Below are 16,358 nucleotides of genomic sequence, written 5' to 3' on the forward strand. Positions count from 1 at the left end.
GGGTCACGCCGCCGCGAACCGGCGCCCGCGCAGATGCGCCGCGAGCCGGCGCCGGACGAGGCAGAAGGCGGCCGAGACGACCAGGCAATAGAGGCCCATCCCGGTGACGATGCCGGAGAACGGCACGCCGGCATCGATGAGCCTGCCTGCCAGGAACGGGCCCAAAGCCGTACCCAGCACCATGATCGCCACGATGGCGCCGCGGATCGCCCCGAGATGGCGGGTCCCGTAGACCTCCGGCCAGAGCGCGCCGAACAGGGTGAGCGAGATCCCGTCGGTGACGCCGTAGAGCAGCATGAAGGCGAAGGCGGACCACGGCGCGGAGACCCCGCCGAGGACCAGGCAGGCGAGGCCGAACGGCACCAGGTAGAACGGGAGCAGCGCGAGGCCCGAGAACCGGTCGACCAGGCGGCCGGCGAGCAGCAGGCACAGGACGGTCGCGACCGCGTAGGGCGGGAAGGCGGCGGCCAGCACCTCCGGCGGCCAGCCCCGGCTCTCGGCGAGATGCACCTGATGGAAGAAGATCGTGTTGCTGATGAAGGAGGGCGGCAGCATCGCCAGCAGCAACCCGTAGAGGAACGGGTCGGCGAGGGCTTGCGCCCGGGTCGCGCCCTCGCTCGGCCCGGCGCCGCCCGTCGCCACGGGCACCCGCTCGCGCCGCACGAGACGGCGGGCGAGGGGCAGGGCGACGAGGACCAGGAGCACGGCGATCCCGAGCCAGGCGCCGCGCCAGCCGAGGTTTGTCGCGGCCGCCACGAGGGCGAGGGGCAGGCAGGCCTGGCCGGCATTGAGCCCGAGGGCGGCGAGCGACACCGCCCGGCCGCGCTCGGCCGAGAACCAGCGCCCCAGCAGCGTGTAGGCGGTCTGCAGCATCAGCCCCTGGCCGGCGAGGCGCAGCAGGAAGAGAGCGGCGGCGAGGACGGGGAGGTTCGGCGACAGGGCGAGGAGCGCGGCCCCGGCCGCCAGGAGGCCGGCGGCAAGGCTCACCACCCGGGTCGCCGGCCAGCGGTCGATGAGCCCGCCGAGCCCCGCCAGCGCCAGGGCCGCCGCCAGGGTGACGCCGGCATAGAGCGTCCCGAAGGCCCCGTCCGACAGCCCGAACTCCCGCCGGATCGCCCCGCCCGACAGGGCGACCACGAAGGTCTGGCCGAAGCAGCCGCAGAACAGGAGCAGGAACCCGGCCGCGAGCCAGCGCAGGTTGGCCGTGAGGAAGGGGGGCATGAGGGAGTGGACTGCGAGGTTTGCGCGACGCCGCCGGGAGGCACGCAATGCGAATCAGCGTGGCCGGCAACGCCGAGGGAGGGCAGCGCTTCGACCGCGAAAAATCAAGCCTTTCCCAGTCGTTGGTATCGCATCATGATACTATCAGGTGGTCGGGGTGACTCATCGTGATCCGCAGCTTCTCCGACGAAAGAACCGAAGCGGTGCTCAACGATCAGCAGCCGAAGGGATTGCCGACCAGTATCCTGAAGGTCGCACGTCGCAAGCTGCGCTACCTTCACAGCGCAACGTCACTCGACGATTTGAAACTGCCACCGGGTAACAAGCTGCATCCGATCCTGCACGATCGAGCGGGGCAGCATGCGATCCGGATCAACGATCAGTGGCGCATCTGCGTCCGCTGGACCGGTCAAGGGCCCGAAGCGGTCGAGATCGCGGACGATCACTGACGCGAAGAGTTGCATCGCGGGCATGGGTGTCGACCCGGCCCAATCGGAGGGGACAGCCCCGTGGCGATCGAACTGGAAACCGAAGACCTGCTTCCCCCCCTCCATCCTGGAGAGGTCCTGCGCGAGGAGTTCATGGTGCCGCTCGGGCTGACGGCCTACGCGGTGGCCAAGGCCTGCGGGGTGCCGCGCACCCGGATCGAGCGGATCGCGCGGGAGGAGACGCCGATCACCGCCGATACCGCGCTCCGGCTCGGGCGCTACTTCGGGATGAACCCCCAGGTGTGGATCAATCTGCAGGGCGATTACGAACTTCGGCGCGCCCAGCGGGCGATCGGGGCGGAGATCGACCGCATCCGGCCCCTGGCGCGGGAAGCGGCATAAGCAGATTTCGCAAAAGTGGTGGCCGGTTTTGCGGCGAAAATCTGCGGCGAGACCAATCCCGGCCGCCTCGCGTCGGCCGGCCGACGCAAGGCGGCCGAGGGAGGCGCGCGGCGCCGGCCCTGGAGCCGCGCCGCGCGCCAAAAAACCTCACTGCGAGCGGCGCCCGAACGAGATCGCGTAGGCCTGGACCCGGGCGTCGATCAGCGGGTCGTCCGAGACCTCGACGCCGTCCGGCAGGTTGTTGGGCATGAACAGGAGCGCCTTCTCGGCGGTCTGGCTGTCGGGCACCGCCTTGGTCAGGGTGAGCGTGCCGAGATCGACGAAGCGGCGGTCCTCCGGCCAGGCCACGGTCGCGTCCTTGGTCGTGTCGCCGGGTTGGGCGATCTGCGCCTCGATCCGGAAGGCCACCGGCGCCTTGGCGAGATGGGCCGGCATCTCCTCGACGAGGTAGTTCGGGCCCTTGGCCTTGGCGTCGTCGGCGCTCAGGAGCTCCTCGCCGGCCACCGGCACGATGCGGTAGCGGAAGGGGGTGCGCTTGCCGGCGGCATCGACCAGGATGAAGGCGTTGACGCCGTTATAGACCTGGCGGCCGAAGCTCGACGGGGTCTTGGCGGTGGCGAGCGCCTTCGGGGCGTTCGGGTGGGCGGCCATGAACTGCTCGACCGGGGTCGGCTTCGCGGCACCGGGGCCGCTCTTGGTGATCGCCACCAGAAGGTCGCGGAACTCCTCGCCGGTGGCGACGGGGAAGAATTTGAGCGAGTTGGTGACGACATCCATCTCGGAGCCGTCGGCGGGCTTGAACTTGATCGACAGGCCGTGCGGGTTGGCCTCGGGGGCGCCGTCGGGAATCTGCGGCAGGCCGGTGGCGTCGGAGAAGCGCACGGTCACCGGCACGGCGGCGCCGGAGAAGACGCCCGCCTTGCTGAGCGTCTTGGCGTCCTTCGACGGGGTGAAGCTGCCCTCCACCACCACGCCCTTGGCGTGGTTCGAGCGCTTGCCGGGATGGTCGCCAAAGATCTTGGTCATGGCCGCGATGGTCTGCTCGGCCGTGGACGAGGCATCCTGCGCCGAGGCGGCCGGGATGGCGGCGAGCAGCAGGGCGGCGCCGAGGAGCGTGCGCCGGATCGGGGTGGGGGTCATGGTCGGTCGTCCCTTCGCGGGGCCGATTCGGCCCGGCGCGACATGACCCGAGCATTCGATTGTGCGCAAGCGATCAGGGCATCAAAATTTCGTCAGGGTCCGGATCGGCGCCTGGTATCCCGCTCGGTCTCCTGGAGACGCTTGTGCATGAAGGTGCAGGGCTCCGGCACGCCCTCCGGCGAGCAGGCGTAATCCGGCACCACGCCGGTGACGGCGTAGCCGAGCGAGCGGTAGAGCGCCTCGCCGGCATCGTCCGAGCGGGTGTCGAGGATCAGGAGCGAGCGGCCTTCCGCCCGGGCCACCGCCTCGGCCTCCCGCATCAGGGCCCGGGCGAGGCCGCGGCGACGCATCTGCGGATGGACCAGCACCTTGGTGATCTCGGCCCGGTGCCGGCCGTTCGGCGGTGCGGCGAGGCCGATTTGGGTGCTGGCGACGACGCGCCCCTCGTGGCGGGCCACCAGCAGCCGGCGGGCGCCGCTGCGCAAAGCCGGCAGCCCGTCGCGCCAGAAGGCTTCCGCCTCGGGGAGAGTGAAGGGGAGCACGAAGCCGATGCTGGCCCCGGCGAGGACGCAGGCATGGAGCAGGGCCGCGAGGTCGAGCAGGGCGGCCTCCGCCGCGTCGGCCGACAGGGTCTCGATTCTCGTCATCGTGTCGCGTCCTCTCACGGCCGGCCGATCGCGATCAGGTAGCGGGCCTCGTCCGGGCCCGGGCTGGTGAAGCGGGAGGCGCCGGCGAGGCGGTAGCGCAGGCAATCGCCGGGCAGCAGGGCATGGACGACACCGTCGAGGGCGAGGTCGAGCCGGCCCCCCAGCATCCAGAGGTGATGCTCGAGCCCGCCGACGGGAGGGGCCGCGTAGGCGATGCTGGCGCCGGCCGGCAGGGTGCCGTGGACGAGCTCGACGGAAAAATCCCGGGCCGGGGGCGAGACCCCGCGGCGGCGAAACCCCGTCTCGGGATCGACCCAGACCGCCTGCGCGTCGTGGCGCACGACCTCCGCCGGGTCGGCCTCGATCTCGGCGAGCAGCCGCGACATCGGCCGGCCGTAGACGGTGCAGAGCCGGCCGAGCAGGGAGGCGGTCGGGCTGGTCTCGGCCCGCTCCAGCCGCGACAGGGTGGGGCGGCTGATGCCGCTCGCGGTGGCGAGGGCGTCGAGGGACAGGCCGTGCTCCTGGCGCAAGGACGCGAGCCGGGCGGCCAGCCGCAGGTCGATCGCCGCGGCCTCGCCGGGCGCGGCGCGCGAGTCGGCCACGGGCTCGGGCATGAGGTCATCTCTCATGAATGAGAGATTTTCCCATATTCGATCGGCCGTCAAGCCGATCGCCCGACGCTCTCTATAAGGGTGGGTTTTGGCGCTCCCGCCTTTTCACCGTGACCCAGGCCTCCTCCATCGTCGCGAGGCCGGCTCCCGCCAGGGGGCGGCCGTCCTTCGTCACCTCCGCCTCCATGGCGGCGAAGCGGCGCTGGAATTTCAGGTTGGCCCGCCGCAGGGCCTCCTCCGGATCGACGCCAGCATGGCGGGCGAGGTTGGCGACCGAGAACAGGAGGTCGCCGATCTCCTCGGCCACCGCCTCCGGGCCCTCGCCGGCCAGCGCCTGCACGACCTCGTCGGTCTCCTCCCGCACCTTGGCGACGACCTCCGCCGCGTCCGGCCAGTCGAAGCCGACGGACGCCGCCTTGCGCGAGATCTTTTCGGCCCGGGCGAGGGCGGGCAGCGCCAGGGGCACGCCGTCGAGAATGCCCTCCGGGGCGGGCGGGCGCCCGCTCGCCGCCGCGCGGGCCGCCTTGGCGCGCCGCTCCTCGGCCTTGATCGCCGCCCATTGCGCGTTCACCGCCGCCGGATCGAGGTCCTTGGCGTCGCCGAAGATGTGGGGGTGGCGGCGCACCATCTTGTCGGCGATGGCGGTGGCCACCTCGTCGAAGCCGAAGGCGCCGGCCTCCTCGGCGATCCGGGCCTGGAACACGACCTGGAACAAGAGGTCGCCGAGCTCGTCGCGCAGCTCCTCCGGGTCGCCGTTCTCCACCGCCTCGGCGACCTCGTAGGCCTCCTCGATCGTGTAGGGGACGATGCTGGCATGGTTCTGCGCCAGGTCCCACGGGCAGCCGCCCTCCGGGTCGCGCAAGCGCGCCATGATCCCGAGAAGCCGCGCGATCGGGGTGGTGCTCATGGTCGCTCGCCATCCGTCCGCGCCGCCCCGGGCGGCGCCTCGACCCCGCTCATAGGCGCCGCCAAGCCCCCGGGGAAGCGCCCGGTGCGAGAGGGCAGGGCACTGAAGAAGCTCGCTTATTCCATAAATTCCGTACCGGTCGAGGATTGTATCCGATCGGCGCCGAAGGCGCCCTCGATCGTTCTTCAAAACGAACCCTGTCTCGGCCCTATAGGTGACTTATCAGTCATGGATTCTCAGAGAGTCAGTTATGTGGATTATATGGAGGAGCTAATTTCCCTTCCATGACAAGGCTTTGCGGGGTGGTCGCGTATCCTGCTCTGCGTGGATCGGCATCGGACTCTGCGTGGAGACGCATCGGATTCTGCGGGGATTCTGGGGGTTCGCGCATCGAAGTCTGCGTGCCCGCGCATCGGATTCGGCGTCGGGGCCCGGCCAAGTCCCCGGAATCCGGTCGGTTTCGAGTCGCGTTCGCGTATCGAACTCTGCGCGGCCGGCGGATCCGGGATCCGGCCCCGTATCGAACTCTGCGCCGCTCCTCCACCGGTGCTCCACCGGGGCCTGCCCACCCCGCCCACAGGCTTGCGCGCCGGCCCAGCCACCGCCGGTCCCCAGGACGGTGCACAGGGTCGTGCACAGCCGGCCCACAGGGCCGCGGCGGGCCGGGGAGTGGGGGAGCCCGGGGCCTCCGCTCGAGCCTGCGCGGTCCTCCCGGCGGCCCTCCTGGCGGCCCTGGGACCGCCCTCGGGGCAGGCCGGTGCCGGAATCGGCGCGGGATAACGGGGACGAGTCGTCGGAATCTTGGGATAACCCGTCCCGGGACACGGAATCCCGGGAGCCGAATCGTGCATGACGGTTTGGACCACGGGCCGGCGAGGACGGCCGCGGAACCCGAAGCAGGCGTCAGGCAAGACCGTCAGGCATGAGCATCGAGGCCAAGATCGCGGCGATCCACGACGAGGACCTGCTGGCCGAGCTGGAAGCGGCCCGCGGCGGGTTCCTGTACGCGGTCATCGTCGAGCACATCGCCCACCGCCAGGCCCTGCGCGACGCCGAGCGGGCGGAGGCCGGCCGCCAGCAGGATGCCCGCGCCGCGATGGGGCGCGACCAGCGCCGCCGCGACGCGGTCCGCCTGGTGATCGAGGCCGAGCCGGTGACCCCGGACACGATCCAGCACATCCATTCCGTGCTGGCGCTCTGCGGACTGCCCTACCGCGACCCCGGCGACGAGCGGGAATTCTTTCGGGAATACGGCCGCAACACCCTGAGCCTCCTGGCTGGCCGGCTGAAGAACCCGGCGACCGGCCAGATGGAACTGCAGGGGCTGCCCTACGGCCCCAAGGCCCGGCTGGTGCTCCTGCATCTCTGCACCGAGGCGGTGCGCCAGCGCAGCCCGACCGTCGAGGTCGCCGACAGCCTGTCGGGCTTCATGCGCGAGATGGGATTCGCCGTCACCGGCGGCGAGCGCGGCACGATCCGGCAGTTCAAGGAGCAGCTGCACCGGCTGGCCGCCTGCACGATGCAGATCGGCCTGTGGGACGGGCAGTCGCGCTCCTCGACCCTCACCATGCCGCCCTTCCGCCAGCTCGACCTCTGGCGCGCCGACGGCCAGGACGGCATCGCCTGGTCGAAGACGGTGCAGTTCCACCAGGATTTCTACGACAACCTGGTCCAGCACGCCCTGCCGGTCGACATCCGGGCCGCCCGCGCCTTCTCGGGCTCGGCGCGCAAGCTCGACCTGCTGTTCTGGGTCGGCTACCGCCTGCGCAGCCTGCAGCGCCCCCTCCGCCTGAGCTGGGACACGGTGCACAAGCAGTTCGGCGCCGACAACGCCTCCCTGCGCAGCTTCCGCCAGGCGTTCAAGGCCGACGTGGCCCACGTCAAGGAAGTCTTTCCGAAGCTCCCGCTCAGCCTCGACGAGGCCGGCCTGCAGCTGATGCCGACCGATCCGGGCCTGCTCCTGGTGCCGCCGAAGGCCGCCCGTCGCAAGGCCGCGGCGGCGGGGGCGGGAGCCGCCTGAGGGCTGACCGCGAGCAAGCGCCGCCACCCTGACGACGCCTGCCAGGGTCGCGCGCCGCTGTCGCCCCCATGCCGTCCCACCGTCTTCCCGGGGCGTCGGCCCGTGTGCCGGCCCATGTGTCGGCCTCCTGGCCACCCTCGCGGTGCGGGCAGCTGACGCGCCCGAGGACCCGATTCGGCACCCATGCGCAGGGGCGGGCGAGGATCGGCCTCGCCGCCGCCGGTCTGGTCGGCCTGGCGCTGCTGCTGTCGGGCTTCGGGCCTGGACGGTCATCCTCGACCGCATGGCCGGGCTCCTCGCCGGACGGGTCGGGCATCGCCGACATCACCGGTCCGATTGGGGACGGCTCCTCGCCCTGTCGCAGCCGATCGCGATCGACGGCGCCGGCACGCGCTCCGGACCGCCGTGGCGGCGGACCGCCGCCAGCGGGCCTGGCGCCGGGCAACGTTCCTGAGCCCCCTCGTCTCGTCGCCGGCGGCTCTGTTCGCGGTGCCCGCCGCCGCCATGGCGGCCGTCGTGCACCGGGCGCTGGCGCCGTTCCGGTCCCTGCGGCGTCCATGACGGGACGTACAGGGAGGCTGCCCGAGACCCGGCGATCGCCTGCGACGGACCTTCGACGGGAGGCCGTTCGACCTGGGTCGTGTGACTGGGCTAGCGCCGGCGGGGGAGGGCGATCCCCCTCTCGTCGGCCTCGCGCCGGCCGATGATCCTGAGGAACAATGGAATGCCCCTTCTGCAAATAGAATGTTTCGAATTCATTCTATCCCATCCACCTGGTCTCGGTCTCGAAACCGGGATTGATGGCGTGCGGGAGGGGGCGGAGGGTGTCCCATCGCCCGCAGCGGCATTCCCTGGGGAGGGCGATCCGGCGGGCTTGCTCATTCGTGGAATATTCCTATTCTCACTGTTCCGGATGGATGTCGTTCCAGTCTGGGAATATGGAATATTCCAAGAGGCAAGCATGTTCCTGTCGGAGGCGGAGACGGAGGCCCGGTTGGACGACCTGCGGCGCCAGCGCGCCGCCCTCGACCGGGCCATCGCCGAGCACGAGCTCTACCTCGATCTCGGCCGCCGGCTGGCCCGGCCGGGCGTCGCGGATCCCGTCCCGGCCCCCGTCGCGGAGCCGGCCCGGGCCGCCCCGCCGCACCCGGATCCGGTTCCCCCGGCATCCCGACCGGTCACGGCCGCCCCCGTTCCACCCGCCGCGCCGCCGCGGGCCGAACCCGCCGCGGAGCCTCGTCCGGCCGGCGGCGGCGCGGCGCGCCGCGAGGGGCGGCGGCTGATCGAGGCGGCGGAGGAGATCCTGGCGGCGGCCGGCCGGCCGATGCATGCCGCGGAGATCTGGGAGCGGCTCGCCGCCTGCGGCCTGACCCTGCCGGGCCACGATCCCGTGGCGGCGCTCAACACCCGGCTGTGGAAGCGCGCGCAGGGCGGCTCGGTCTTCCACCGGCTCGGCGACGGGGTCTACGGCCTCGCCCCCTGAGCCGCCGGCCGAACGACCCCGTCCGGTCCCGCGGCGGGCGAATCCCAACGAGATCCTTATGCGGCGCCCGCGCCGTCCGCCTCGAATCCCTACGGGGCGGGGGACACCTTGAGGATGCGGCCCAAGGACGGCCGCGCGAACCCGATCCCGTCGATGCCCCGATCCCTGGACGTTTCCGCGCCGGCCCCGGTCCCGGCCCGTCTCCCGCTCGATTTCCTGGTCGGCCAGAGCGCCGAGGGCCACTGGCTCGCCGTCGAGACGCACGGCCTGTGCGGCGGCATCTTCCGCACCCGCCGGGACGCGCTGACCTACGCCGCCGCCGAGACCGGCCGCCGGCCCGACGCGGTGCGCCTCGCCAGCGCGCCCCTGGCCCTCGTCCCGTGAGGCGCCCGCGCCCGACGTCGAGCCTGCCCGGCCGCCTCGGCGGCGCGCTCGCCGCCCTCGTCACGCCGTTCGCGGCCGGCGGGACCCGGCTCGACGAGCGGGCGCTCGGCGACCTCGTCGCCTGGCAGGTGGCGCAGGGCAGCGAAGGCCTGGTGGTCGCCGGCACCACCGGCGAGGGGCCGACCCTGACCGAGCCGGAGCGCGCCCGGGTCCTGCGCGTCGCCCTCGAGGCCGCGGCGGGGCGGGTGCCGGTGGTCGCCGCCACCGGCAGCAACTGCACCCGCACGAGCGTCGTCCGCACCCGGGACGCCGCCGCGGCCGGCGCCGCCGCGACCCTGGCGGTCACGCCCTACTACAACCGTCCGACCCAGGACGGGCTCTACTGGCACTACGCGGCGATCGTCACGGCGGTCGACCTGCCGCTCCTGGTCCAGACCGTGCCGGCCCGGACCGGGATCGACCTCGCGCCCGCGACCCTGGCGCGCCTCGCCGCCCTGCCGGGGGTGCGGGGGATCCTGGATTCCACCGGCGATCTCGCCCGGCTGGCGACGATCGAGCGGGCCGCCCCGGGCCTCCTGCTCCTGTCGGGCGACGACGCCACCGCGGCCGCCTTCACCATGCTGGGCGGGCAGGGCTGCGTCTCGGTCCTCGCCAACCTGGTGCCGGGGGCCTGCGCCGCCCTGCAGCGGGCCGCGCGCGAGGGCGACCACGCCCGCGCCCGGCTCATCCAGGCCGGGCTGATGCCGCTGGTCGCGGCCTTGTCCGCCGAGACCGATCCGGGCCCGGTCAAGCTCGCCCTCGCGCTCCTGCGCCCGGGCGTGTCGCCGGACCTGCGCCTGCCCCTGGTGCGGCCACGGCCCGAGACCGAGGCCGCGATCGCGGCGGCCCTGTCGGCCGCCATGGCGGTGTCGGCGCACGACCCCGCCCCGGCCGGGGCGGCCGCCTGACCGCCGGGGGCGCTCAGGCGCCGTCCGGGGCCTGGTGTCCTTGGCGCTCCTGCACGAAGGCGGCCCGCGCCTTCGCGTCGGGGGCGTCGCCGCGCGCGCGGCACCAGGCCAGGAAGGCCTCCGGCTCGACCCGCACGCGGCGGACCTCGACGCCGCTGCGCGCCACCTCGCGCTCGACCTGCGTCGCCGACATCAGCCAGGTCGCGTAGCTCGCCGGCAGGCCGGATTCCGCCATCGCCTTCAGGAGGCGGGGATAGTCGCCCGGCTCGTACCAGGCGATGCCGACGCTTCGCGGACGATCCATGGCTCTCGCTCCTCGCCGGGCGTCCCATGCCCGGCCGCGGACAGTGTCGCCGCCCGGGAGGTCCCGCAACAGAAAAAAGGCCGCCCTTGCGAGGCGGCCCGAAGTCTAGGGAGGAAACGCCCAAAGAGGGCTGCACCGCCGCGACGCCATCGCTGCGGTACGTCCTCCTTGTCTCATGTTGCGCCGCACAAGACAATCGATTGCATCGCACAACGGCCATGCTTGCGGCGCATGCGGCCGGGCCGCCGGGCCGGATGCACGGGCGGGGGGCGGCAAACCGCCCTGCGCGCCCGAGCGCCCTTGCCCCCCGGCGGCGACCTGTTAGACGACTCGTCTCCCTCGTGGACGTACCCTGTGGCGCTCCGGCTCCGCCGACAGGCTGGACCGTGAGGGAGCTCGCGACGACGAGTTGGCGGTGGACCAGTTCTCCCCGCCAGCCTGTGAGGCTCAGTGGGCCGGGTGGTCGCGGGAGGGTCGGCGCAGCGGGGAACAGGAACCGCGTCGCCGGCTGATGGCCCACACATTCCACTTCCCCCGCCACTTCCCCCGCCACTTCCCCCGCCGGCTCTCCCGCCGCCGCTCGCGGGCCCCCGCGCCGGCGGAGCGGGCCGGGTAGCGCGCCGCCGCGCAAGTTCAAGAATTTCGCAAACCGCTACGCTTCGCTAACCATGCGCCGACCTTCGCAACGGGAGCCTTCGCATGGGAGCACGCATGAGAACGGCGGCGGGAGCCTACCGCATCCTGGGCACGGCGCCTCGCCGGACGGACCGGTCCTGCGAGGCGCGCCGCGGCGGCGCGCGCGACGAGGGGCGGCCCGGCCAGGGAGCCCCGAGCCCTGGCGGAGCCAGGCCGGGACCGCGCCGGGACGCGGCCGAGATCTGGTCGCAGCAGGACAGCCGCGGCCTGACGGCGCGCGAGCTGATCCGCCTGGCCCAGGCGGTGCGGCTGCATCCCTCGGAGCCGCGGGATCCTCCGGCGGGCCGGTGATCCGCGCGGCGCCTCAGGCCGTCCGGGAAGCCGGACGCGCGGCGGCGTCCTGCGCCCTGGGGCCCGCCGCGTCCTCGCCCACCATCGCGTCGGCGAGGGCGACGCTCCACGACCGCAGGTTGCCGGCGTCGAGCGTCATCGTCCCCGACACGGCCTGCAGCTTCACCAGCCGCACGGTGTAGCGGCCATAGGCGGCGGTCCGGCCGTCGTCGTCCTTGGCCGCCTTCACCTCCGCCTGAAGGGCCTCGAGGACCTTCTGCATCGCCTGCATCCCGTGGAGCGCGGCGACGTCCTTGAATTCCTTGGCGAGGTCCGGGTCGTCCTTGAACAGCTTCTCGATGGCCTTCCGGGACGGGCCGTCGGTCGTGATGGTGCCGCTGCCGTCGCGCTTGAACGTGATCGGGCCCTCGACCGCGATGTTCGCCCGGCCCATCGCCGCGCCGATCCTGTCCGCCAGCGCCTTGGTGCGCTCCTGTACGATGTCGTCGAGCGACGTCGCGCGGGACAGGGCCGGACCGCCGGGCTCGGCGAGCCGTGCCGTGGCGGCGGCGCTGAGAACGACGACGGCGGCGGCCCCGAGCCCGGTCGACGGAGCCGCCGACGATGCCTTGGCCGTCTTCGCCGCGCCCGCCGCCTGCGGCGTGAGCGGGGCGCCACCGGAGGCCGGGGTCTTCGTGGACGCGACGGGTGCCGCCTGCGCCGTCCACGGGGTCGCTGTTGTCGTCACCACGATCCCGAACTCCCGCCGGATGCCACGGCCCGATCGTGACCTGTCGACCTTACGGCAGCGTTAAGTGTTCGGACGAAAACCGCACCGACGATCGGCCTGTGCCGGAGGTCGATGCCGCCGGAATGGCGGCGACATGCTGGCATTCGCGTCGATCAGGCACTGACATTTCTCGGAAGAGTCTTGGGCGTTCGGAAGAGGCTTGGTCCGGCCGCGCCGCGCGACCGGACCCCGACACGGCCGGCCGTCAGGCCGGCTCGTCGCGCAGCAGGTGGTAGAGCAGGATCGCCGCCGCCGTCGCGGTGCCGATGCCGCCGAGGGTGAAGCTGCCGAGGCGCACCGTGAAGTCGCCGGCGCCGAGCACCAGGGCGGTCCCGACGGTGAGCAGGATCCGGGTGCGCGAGAAATCGACCCGGTTCTCGACGAAGATCCGCCCGGCTGCCGCGGTGATCAGCCCGAACACCACCACCGACAGGCCGCCGATCACCGGGCCCGGGATCACCAGGATCGCGGCGCCGAATTTCGGCGACAGCCCGAACAGGATCGCCACCACGCCGGCCAGCGCGAAGACCAGGGTCGAGTAGATCCGGGTCACCGCCATCACGCCCATGTTCTCGGCGTAGGTGGTCACGCCGGTGCCGCCGAAGAATCCCGACAGCATCGTGGCGAGGCCGTCGCCGAGAAAGGCCCGGCCGAGATACGGGTCGAGGTTGCGCCCGGTCATCGCGCCGATCGCCTTCACGTGGCCGAGATTCTCCGCGACCAGCACCAGGGCGACGGGGGCGATGAGCCAGATCGCCGAGGGCTCGAAGACCGGCGTCGTGAAGTGCGGCCAGCCGAACCACGGCGCGTCGGCGATCCGCCCGAGATCGAGGGGTTTCGCCAGCCCGAAGCCGTTGGCGAGCACCCCGTAGAGCAGGGTGGCGGCCACCGCCCCGATGAGGAGCGGCAGGCGCCTTGCCGCGCCCGGCAGGTAGGCGGCCGACAGGCCCACCGCCAGGATCGTGAACAGCCCGATGCCGGTGTCGATCCCCGATCCCGAGATGCCCTTCACGCCGATCGGCGCGAGGTTGAGGCCGATCGCCGCGACGATCGCGCCGGTCACCGCCGGCGGCATCAGCCGGCCGATCCAGGCATCGCCCGCCCGCATCACCGCGATCCCGATCACCGCGTAGACCGCGCCCGCCGCCACGATGCCCCCCAGCGCGACCGGCAGGTTGGGGTTGGGGCCGCTGCCGGAATAGCCGGTGGCGGCCACCACCACGGCGATGAAGGCGAAGCTGGAGCCGAGATAGCTCGGCACCCGCCCGCCGACCACGACGAAGAACAGCAGCGTCGCGAGGCCGGAGAACAGGATCGCCAGGTTGGGGTCGAACCCCATCAGCAGCGGGGCGAGCGCCGTGGAGCCGAACATCGCCACGACGTGCTGGAGCGCCAGCACCACCGCCTGGAGCTCCGGCGGGCGCTCGTCCGGCAGCACCACCGGCCCCCGGGCGAGCCGCCAGCGCGGAAAGCCCCGCGCGTCCTCCCGCTCCCGCATCTGCGGTTCCATGGTGTCTCCCCCCTTGATCGCGTTGTCCGGGGAGCGCCTTAGAGCATTTTTCGCGCGAGGGGAGGCCGGCTTCGCGCCGGACCCGGCCGTGCGCCGGACCCGGCGCCGCTACAGCTTCCAGCCGACCGAGACGCCGAGGGCGGTCTCGGCCAGCGCGATGTCGGCCTCGCCGCCGCCATAGGAGACCGGGATCGAGCCCCGGCCCTTCACGGTGTTGCGGGGCGCGTGCATCACGAACCCGGTGATCTCGGTTCCCGAGGCGGTGGTCCAGGTCGCGCCGGCGGTGACGTGGTGGGTCACGACGCCGGGGGCCAGGACGTTGAGCAGCGTCTGCGAGGGGCGGACCGGGTTCTGCGCATAGCCGTAGCCCGCCCGCAGGGTCAGGCTCGGGCTCACGGCGTAGCGCAGCCCGACCTTGACGACGGAGATGTCGCGCCAGCCGAAGCCAGGCCCGTCCGCGGCGCCGAAGGGCCGGCCGGCGAGCAGGGGGGCGAGCGGCGTCCCGATCGACCGGATGCTCGAATAGGCGATGCGCTTGACGTCGACCGCGACCGTCAGCGCCTCGCTCGCCCGGACCGCCAGGCCCGCCCCCCAGGAGGCCGGCACGTCGAAGCCGCCGCGCTCGGCAAACAATCCCTCGTAGCGGTGGAAGGCGCCCGCCAGCACCTCCGACTGGTAGAACGCCCCCAGGCTGACCGGGCCGAACCGCCCGAGATAGCCGACCCGCACGCCCGCGCCCGTCGACCAGTCGGTGCCGCGGTTGGTGAACCGGGCGGGATCGGCGGAAGCGACCGCGAAGGGCTGCAGGCCCGCCGCCTTGAAGCTCTGGAGCATCCCGAGCGGCGAGACGCCGAGGCTCTGGCCGGGGGCGACCTCCACGGCCAGCGTCGGCGCGACGAAGACCTGCTTGAGGTCGACCCCGGCATGCCCGGTCGCCCCGAAGGCCGCGAAGGGGTTGCGCTTGTAGACCGTGTTCATGCCGCCGTTGCCGTAGACGGCGACGCCGAGGGAGACGCCGCCGGGGAGGGGGCGGACATAGCCGAATTCCGGCATGAGGAAGGGGTTGAGGCCGTTGCCGCTGTAGCGGCCGTCGAGCCCCGCGCCGTTGCCCGAGATGGCCGCGGAACGGTCCGGCACGAAGACGTCGGCGCCGATGTCGAAGCGGTGGCCCAGAGCCGTGGCGGCCGCCGGATTGGCGCCGATCGACAGGGAATCCTGCGGATCGGCGATGGCGGCACCGGCCTGGCCCTTGGCCTTGGCGCCGAGACCGTTCTGAAAGTAGCCGTCCGTCGCGTGGGCGGCGGTGGCGAGCGACAGGGAGGGCAGCAGCGAGGCCAGCACGGCCAGACTCAGCGACGGTTTCGACATGTCTTCGTCAACGTCCCGACAGGATCGCGCGCGGTCGGCCTCCCGCGGCCGGCTCGGAGCGTCGATGATGTGAGTGGTAGGTGAAGACTATTCCGGACCGTCCGTTACGGCAACGCTTCGTGATGAAACGGTTTTCTTTATTTCAACGGTGCTCGGCGCAGATGTCCCATGGTGTCGGAATTTCGTGGAACGAATGCGTCGAAGGGGTGTCGATGTCTTGTGGCCAGGTCTCATTCCTTTGCGTCATGGGTGCGGTCCTGCGCCGGGCGGGATGGACCGCCAACCTGCGGATCCGCTCTCCCTCGTCCGCTCTCCCCTTGCTCCCCGTCCCCTCGCTCGCCGTCCTCTTCCTCGCCGATCCCTTGCGGGCGTGACCCGGTGCGGGATCTGTTGCAGTCTCGATCTCCGGCAGCCCCGGGCGGCGCACGCTTCCCTCCACACCCGAGATCGCCGCGGGCAGCCGGTGCACGGGCAGCGGGTGGATGATGGCATGACTCCTCCGGACGATCCCCCAGCCGGCCTCACCGTCATGATCTCGGGCGGCTTCGCGCTGGCCTACGAGGCGGCGCTGCCGGATTTCACCCGCGAGACCGGGCTCGCGGTCCGGACGCTGTCCGGCGCCTCGCAGGGCCGGGGACCGCGGACCATCCGCCACCAGCTCGCCCATGGCGCATCCGTCGACGTGGTGATCCTCTCGAACGAGGGGCTGCACGAGCTGACGCGCGAAGGCCTTATCCTCGCCGGGTCGGCGGTCGAGCTCGCCACCGCGCCGCTCGCCGCCGCAATGCGCACGGGCGCGCCCGTGCCCGCGATCGACACGGTCGCGGCGCTGACCCGTACCCTGGCGCAGGCCCGCCGCGTCGCGATGCCGGGCAGCACGAGCGGCCTGTTCATCCGCGACACGGTCTTTCCGCGCCTCGGCCTCGCCGACACGGTGCGGGTGACGATCTTTGCGCGCGGCACCGAATCGGCGGCCGCCCTGGCGGCGGGCGAGGCCGACCTCGCCCTGGGACCGGTCAGCGAGCTCGTCGACGTGCCGGGCATCACGGTGGTCGGGCCGCTGCCCGACGCGGTCCAGCTCGTCCAGACCTTCACCGCGGCGATCGTCGCGGGCTCGGGGGCCGTCGGAGCGGCCCGGCGGCTGATCGCCCACCTCGCCTCGGACCGGGCCGCGGCGGCGATCCGGCGGACCGGGATGGAGCCGGTCGCCGGTCGCTGAAGGAGGACCGC

18 protein-coding genes are annotated in these 16,358 nt (G+C 72.6%); 9 read left to right on the forward strand and 9 right to left on the reverse strand.

Features of this window, described 5'->3' with window-relative positions; translation table 11 throughout:
- Nucleotides 1-3 precede the first annotated feature (3 nt).
- On the reverse strand, nucleotides 4-1,221 hold the full coding sequence (locus miv_RS13515) for an MFS transporter (protein ID WP_207183137.1): 1,218 nt from the start codon (nucleotides 1,219-1,221) through the stop codon (nucleotides 4-6).
- 167 nt (nucleotides 1,222-1,388) lie between these two features.
- Between miv_RS13515 and miv_RS13520 the strand changes: the two genes are divergently transcribed.
- Both miv_RS13520 and miv_RS13525 read left to right on the forward strand, forming a co-directional pair.
- Entirely contained in the window at nucleotides 1,389-1,670 is a 282-nt protein-coding gene (locus miv_RS13520; RefSeq protein ID WP_082172198.1) for a type II toxin-antitoxin system RelE/ParE family toxin, read from the forward strand.
- Nucleotides 1,671-1,730: 60 nt separating this feature from the next.
- Nucleotides 1,731-2,051 carry a HigA family addiction module antitoxin gene (locus miv_RS13525; RefSeq protein WP_048429576.1) on the forward strand — a complete coding sequence of 107 codons (321 nt, stop codon included), beginning with the start codon at nucleotides 1,731-1,733 and terminating at the stop codon, nucleotides 2,049-2,051.
- A gap of 147 nt (nucleotides 2,052-2,198) precedes the next feature.
- On the opposite strand, the gene miv_RS13530 is transcribed toward miv_RS13525, so the two are convergent.
- The 4 genes from miv_RS13530 to mazG form a co-directional block, all read right to left on the reverse strand.
- On the reverse strand, nucleotides 2,199-3,191 hold the full coding sequence (locus tag miv_RS13530) for a catalase family peroxidase (RefSeq protein WP_048429577.1): 993 nt from the start codon (nucleotides 3,189-3,191) through the stop codon (nucleotides 2,199-2,201).
- A 92-nt stretch (nucleotides 3,192-3,283) separates the two neighbouring features.
- Complete coding sequence (locus miv_RS13535) at nucleotides 3,284-3,838, reverse strand: GNAT family N-acetyltransferase (RefSeq protein WP_207183138.1); 555 nt, start codon at nucleotides 3,836-3,838, stop codon at nucleotides 3,284-3,286.
- Between the two features lie 14 nt (nucleotides 3,839-3,852).
- Entirely contained in the window at nucleotides 3,853-4,467 is a 615-nt protein-coding gene (locus miv_RS13540; RefSeq protein ID WP_244496782.1) for a helix-turn-helix domain-containing protein, read from the reverse strand.
- A gap of 55 nt (nucleotides 4,468-4,522) precedes the next feature.
- The gene (mazG, locus tag miv_RS13545) at nucleotides 4,523-5,356 is read right to left on the reverse strand and encodes a nucleoside triphosphate pyrophosphohydrolase (RefSeq protein ID WP_207183139.1); all 834 of its coding nucleotides are present in this window, start codon (nucleotides 5,354-5,356) and stop codon (nucleotides 4,523-4,525) included.
- A gap of 922 nt (nucleotides 5,357-6,278) precedes the next feature.
- Here mazG and miv_RS13550 point away from each other — a divergent pair.
- The 5 genes from miv_RS13550 to dapA all read left to right on the forward strand — a co-directional run bounded on the left by miv_RS13550 (nucleotide 6,279) and on the right by dapA (nucleotide 10,190).
- The gene (locus miv_RS13550) at nucleotides 6,279-7,376 is read left to right on the forward strand and encodes a replication protein RepA (protein ID WP_207183140.1); all 1,098 of its coding nucleotides are present in this window, start codon (nucleotides 6,279-6,281) and stop codon (nucleotides 7,374-7,376) included.
- A gap of 405 nt (nucleotides 7,377-7,781) precedes the next feature.
- On the forward strand, nucleotides 7,782-7,937 hold the full coding sequence (locus miv_RS13555; protein ID WP_207183141.1) for a hypothetical protein: 156 nt from the start codon (nucleotides 7,782-7,784) through the stop codon (nucleotides 7,935-7,937).
- 400 nt (nucleotides 7,938-8,337) lie between these two features.
- Nucleotides 8,338-8,859, forward strand: a complete 522-nt coding sequence (locus miv_RS13560) for an HTH domain-containing protein (RefSeq protein ID WP_207183142.1) — start codon at nucleotides 8,338-8,340, stop codon at nucleotides 8,857-8,859.
- A gap of 153 nt (nucleotides 8,860-9,012) precedes the next feature.
- Nucleotides 9,013-9,243: a hypothetical protein gene (locus tag miv_RS13565; RefSeq protein ID WP_048429614.1), complete on the forward strand. Its 231-nt coding sequence runs from the start codon at nucleotides 9,013-9,015 to the stop codon at nucleotides 9,241-9,243.
- Nucleotides 9,240-10,190, forward strand: a complete 951-nt coding sequence (gene dapA / locus miv_RS13570) for a 4-hydroxy-tetrahydrodipicolinate synthase (protein ID WP_207183143.1) — start codon at nucleotides 9,240-9,242, stop codon at nucleotides 10,188-10,190. Before miv_RS13565 ends, dapA begins: the two co-directional genes overlap by 4 nt.
- Before the next feature lie 13 nt (nucleotides 10,191-10,203).
- Here dapA and miv_RS13575 read toward each other — a convergent pair whose 3' ends face one another.
- On the reverse strand, nucleotides 10,204-10,494 hold the full coding sequence (locus tag miv_RS13575; protein ID WP_207183144.1) for a hypothetical protein: 291 nt from the start codon (nucleotides 10,492-10,494) through the stop codon (nucleotides 10,204-10,206).
- Between the two features lie 699 nt (nucleotides 10,495-11,193).
- Between miv_RS13575 and miv_RS13580 the strand changes: the two genes are divergently transcribed.
- Nucleotides 11,194-11,481 (forward strand): hypothetical protein, encoded by a 288-nt coding sequence (locus miv_RS13580; protein WP_131800166.1) that lies wholly within the window; start codon nucleotides 11,194-11,196, stop codon nucleotides 11,479-11,481.
- Between the two features lie 13 nt (nucleotides 11,482-11,494).
- On the opposite strand, the gene miv_RS13585 is transcribed toward miv_RS13580, so the two are convergent.
- The 3 genes from miv_RS13585 to miv_RS13595 form a co-directional block, all read right to left on the reverse strand.
- Entirely contained in the window at nucleotides 11,495-12,211 is a 717-nt protein-coding gene (locus miv_RS13585; RefSeq protein WP_053221026.1) for a hypothetical protein, read from the reverse strand.
- A 244-nt stretch (nucleotides 12,212-12,455) separates the two neighbouring features.
- Nucleotides 12,456-13,760, reverse strand: coding sequence for a solute carrier family 23 protein (locus miv_RS13590; protein ID WP_207183145.1), 1,305 nt, complete (start codon nucleotides 13,758-13,760; stop codon nucleotides 12,456-12,458).
- 108 nt (nucleotides 13,761-13,868) lie between these two features.
- On the reverse strand, nucleotides 13,869-15,128 hold the full coding sequence (locus tag miv_RS13595) for an OmpP1/FadL family transporter (RefSeq protein WP_207183146.1): 1,260 nt from the start codon (nucleotides 15,126-15,128) through the stop codon (nucleotides 13,869-13,871).
- Nucleotides 15,129-15,618: 490 nt separating this feature from the next.
- Between miv_RS13595 and miv_RS13600 the strand changes: the two genes are divergently transcribed.
- Nucleotides 15,619-16,347, forward strand: coding sequence for a substrate-binding domain-containing protein (locus miv_RS13600; protein ID WP_207183147.1), 729 nt, complete (start codon nucleotides 15,619-15,621; stop codon nucleotides 16,345-16,347).
- The last annotated feature ends 11 nt before the right edge of the window (nucleotides 16,348-16,358 follow it).

Source organism: Methylobacterium indicum (assembly GCF_017347565.1).
Taxonomy (GTDB): Bacteria; Pseudomonadota; Alphaproteobacteria; order Rhizobiales; family Beijerinckiaceae; genus Methylobacterium; species Methylobacterium indicum.